The organism is Burkholderia sp. YHN3-13 (assembly GCF_055810675.1).
The window spans coordinates 1-4,466 of the sequence record NZ_JBVVNQ010000054.1; the positions used below are offsets into that span (position 1 = coordinate 1).

At 53.3% G+C, this 4,466-nt stretch carries 1 tRNA gene and 2 rRNA genes; all 3 read left to right on the plus strand.

Annotated elements, in window-relative coordinates:
• Positions 1-1,348: ribosomal RNA gene (locus tag AC0KUR_RS37650) — 16S ribosomal RNA — on the plus strand; the annotation flags it as partial.
• A gap of 63 nt (positions 1,349-1,411) precedes the next feature.
• A tRNA-Ile gene (locus AC0KUR_RS37655) sits at positions 1,412-1,486 on the plus strand.
• A 209-nt stretch (positions 1,487-1,695) separates the two neighbouring features.
• Positions 1,696-4,466 (plus strand): 23S ribosomal RNA (locus tag AC0KUR_RS37660); the annotation flags it as partial.

Genomic DNA, 4,466 nt, shown 5'->3' on the forward strand with positions numbered 1-4,466 from the left:
GGATGAAAGCGGGGGACCTTCGGGCCTCGCGCTATAGGGTTGGCCGATGGCTGATTAGCTAGTTGGTGGGGTAAAGGCCTACCAAGGCGACGATCAGTAGCTGGTCTGAGAGGACGACCAGCCACACTGGGACTGAGACACGGCCCAGACTCCTACGGGAGGCAGCAGTGGGGAATTTTGGACAATGGGCGAAAGCCTGATCCAGCAATGCCGCGTGTGTGAAGAAGGCCTTCGGGTTGTAAAGCACTTTTGTCCGGAAAGAAATCCTTGGCTCTAATACAGTCGGGGGATGACGGTACCGGAAGAATAAGCACCGGCTAACTACGTGCCAGCAGCCGCGGTAATACGTAGGGTGCAAGCGTTAATCGGAATTACTGGGCGTAAAGCGTGCGCAGGCGGTTTGCTAAGACCGATGTGAAATCCCCGGGCTCAACCTGGGAACTGCATTGGTGACTGGCAGGCTAGAGTATGGCAGAGGGGGGTAGAATTCCACGTGTAGCAGTGAAATGCGTAGAGATGTGGAGGAATACCGATGGCGAAGGCAGCCCCCTGGGCCAATACTGACGCTCATGCACGAAAGCGTGGGGAGCAAACAGGATTAGATACCCTGGTAGTCCACGCCCTAAACGATGTCAACTAGTTGTTGGGGATTCATTTCCTTAGTAACGTAGCTAACGCGTGAAGTTGACCGCCTGGGGAGTACGGTCGCAAGATTAAAACTCAAAGGAATTGACGGGGACCCGCACAAGCGGTGGATGATGTGGATTAATTCGATGCAACGCGAAAAACCTTACCTACCCTTGACATGGTCGGAATCCTGCTGAGAGGCGGGAGTGCTCGAAAGAGAACCGGCGCACAGGTGCTGCATGGCTGTCGTCAGCTCGTGTCGTGAGATGTTGGGTTAAGTCCCGCAACGAGCGCAACCCTTGTCCTTAGTTGCTACGCAAGAGCACTCTAAGGAGACTGCCGGTGACAAACCGGAGGAAGGTGGGGATGACGTCAAGTCCTCATGGCCCTTATGGGTAGGGCTTCACACGTCATACAATGGTCGGAACAGAGGGTTGCCAACCCGCGAGGGGGAGCTAATCCCAGAAAACCGATCGTAGTCCGGATTGCACTCTGCAACTCGAGTGCATGAAGCTGGAATCGCTAGTAATCGCGGATCAGCATGCCGCGGTGAATACGTTCCCGGGTCTTGTACACACCGCCCGTCACACCATGGGAGTGGGTTTTACCAGAAGTGGCTAGTCTAACCGCAAGGAGGACGGTCACCACGGTAGGATTCATGACTGGGGTGAAGTCGTAACAAGGTAGCCGTATCGGAAGGTGCGGCTGGATCACCTCCTTTCCAGAGCTTCTCGCAAAGTTGAGCGCTCACGCTTATCGGCTGTTGATTTAAAGACAGACTCAGGGGTCTGTAGCTCAGTCGGTTAGAGCACCGTCTTGATAAGGCGGGGGTCGTTGGTTCGAATCCAACNGGTACGTAGTACGTATCGGCTGTCGTTCTTTAACAATCTGGAAGAAGTAAGTAATTTGGATAGCGGAAGCGTCTTGAGATGGACGTGGAAACTATCCGGGTTGTGATTGTATCGATGTATCTCAAGATGATTCGAACTTAATGTTTGACTCAATTGGAATACGGCACAACGCGAGAACTCAACCTGTAGCGGCTGTCGAGAGACAGACTCGTTATAGGGTCAAGCGAACAAGTGCATGTGGTGGATGCCTTGGCGATCACAGGCGATGAAGGACGCGGTAGCCTGCGAAAAGCTACGGGGAGCTGGCAAACGAGCTTTGATCCGTAGATGTCCGAATGGGGAAACCCACTCCTTTTGGAGTATCCATGGCTGAATACATAGGCCATGCGAAGCGAACGCGGTGAACTGAAACATCTAAGTAACCGCAGGAAAAGAAATCAACCGAGATTCCCAAAGTAGTGGCGAGCGAAATGGGATGAGCCTTGCACTCTTTATTTGTATTGTTAGCCGAACGCTCTGGAAAGTGCGGCCATAGCAGGTGATAGCCCTGTAGGCGAAAACAGTATGAAAGAACTAGGTGTGCGACAAGTAGGGCGGGACACGTGAAATCCTGTCTGAAGATGGGGGGACCATCCTCCAAGGCTAAATACTCGTGATCGACCGATAGTGAACCAGTACCGTGAGGGAAAGGCGAAAAGAACCCCGGGAGGGGAGTGAAATAGATCCTGAAACCGCATGCATACAAACAGTCGGAGCCTCGTAAGGGGTGACGGCGTACCTTTTGTATAATGGGTCAGCGACTTACGTTCAGTAGCAAGCTTAACCGTATAGGGCAGGCGTAGCGAAAGCGAGTCCGAATAGGGCGTTCAGTTGCTGGGCGTAGACCCGAAACCAGGTGATCTATCCATGGCCAGGATGAAGGTGCGGTAACACGTACTGGAGGTCCGAACCCACTAACGTTGAAAAGTTAGGGGATGAGCTGTGGATAGGGGTGAAAGGCTAAACAAACCTGGAAATAGCTGGTTCTCTCCGAAAACTATTTAGGTAGTGCCTCGTGTCTCACCTTCGGGGGTAGAGCACTGTCATGGTTGGGGGGTCTATTGCAGATTACCCCGCCATAGCAAACTCCGAATACCGAAGAGTGCAATCACGGGAGACAGACATCGGGTGCTAACGTCCGGTGTCAAGAGGGAAACAACCCAGACCGCCAGCTAAGGTCCCCAAATATAGCTAAGTGGGAAACGAAGTGGGAAGGCTAAAACAGTCAGGAGGTTGGCTTAGAAGCAGCCACCCTTTAAAGAAAGCGTAATAGCTCACTGATCGAGTCGTCCTGCGCGGAAGATGTAACGGGGCTAAGCTATATACCGAAGCTGCGGATGCGTGCTTTGCTCGCATGGTAGGAGAGCGTTCCGTAAGCCTGCGAAGGTGCGTTGAAAAGCGTGCTGGAGGTATCGGAAGTGCGAATGCTGACATGAGTAGCGATAAAGGGGGTGAAAGGCCCCCTCGCCGTAAGCCCAAGGTTTCCTACGCAACGTTCATCGGCGTAGGGTGAGTCGGCCCCTAAGGCGAGGCAGAAATGCGTAGCTGATGGGAAGCAGGTCAATATTCCTGCACCATTGTTAGATGCGATGGGGGGACGGATCGCGGAAGGTTGTCCGGGTGTTGGAAGTCCCGGTCGCTGCATTGGAGAAGGCACTTAGGCAAATCCGGGTGCGTAATTCAAGGGTGTGGCGCGAGCTCCTTAGGGAGCGAAGCAATTGGAAGTGGTTCCAAGAAAAGCCTCTAAGCTTCAGTCTAACGATGACCGTACCGCAAACCGACACAGGTGGGCGAGATGAGTATTCTAAGGCGCTTGAGAGAACTCGGGAGAAGGAACTCGGCAAATTGGTACCGTAACTTCGGGATAAGGTACGCCCTTGTAGCTTGACTGGCCTGCGCCAGGAGGGTGAAGGGGTTGCAATAAACTGGTGGCTGCGACTGTTTAATAAAAACACAGCACTCTGCAAACACGAAAGTGGACGTATAGGGTGTGACGCCTGCCCGGTGCCGGAAGATTAAATGATGGGGTGCAAGCTCTTGATTGAAGTCCCGGTAAACGGCGGCCGTAACTATAACGGTCCTAAGGTAGCGAAATTCCTTGTCGGGTAAGTTCCGACCTGCACGAATGGCGTAACGATGGCCACACTGTCTCCTCCCGAGACTCAGCGAAGTTGAAGTGTTTGTGATGATGCAATCTACCCGCGGCTAGACGGAAAGACCCCATGAACCTTTACTGTAGCTTTGCATTGGACTTTGAACCGATCTGTGTAGGATAGGTGGGAGGCTATGAAACCGGAACGCTAGTTTCGGTGGAGCCGTCCTTGAAATACCACCCTGGTTTGTTTGAGGTTCTAACCTTGGCCCGTGATCCGGGTCGGGGACAGTGCATGGTAGGCAGTTTGACTGGGGCGGTCTCCTCCCAAAGCGTAACGGAGGAGTACGAAGGTACGCTAGGTACGGTCGGAAATCGTGCTGATAGTGCAATGGCATAAGCGTGCTTAACTGCGAGACCGACAAGTCGAGCAGGTGCGAAAGCAGGTCATAGTGATCCGGTGGTTCTGTATGGAAGGGCCATCGCTCAACGGATAAAAGGTACTCTGGGGATAACAGGCTGATACCGCCCAAGAGTTCATATCGACGGCGGTGTTTGGCACCTCGATGTCGGCTCATCTCATCCTGGGGCTGTAGCCGGTCCCAAGGGTATGGCTGTTCGCCATTTAAAGAGGTACGTGAGCTGGGTTTAAAACGTCGTGAGACAGTTTGGTCCCTATCTGCCGTGGGCGTTGGATATTTGAAGGGGGCTGCTCCTAGTACGAGAGGACCGGAGTGGACGAACCTCTGGTGTACCGGTTGTCACGCCAGTGGCATCGCCGGGTAGCTATGTTCGGAAGAGATAACCGCTGAAAGCATCTAAGCGGGAAACTCGCCTTAAGATGAGATATCCCTGGG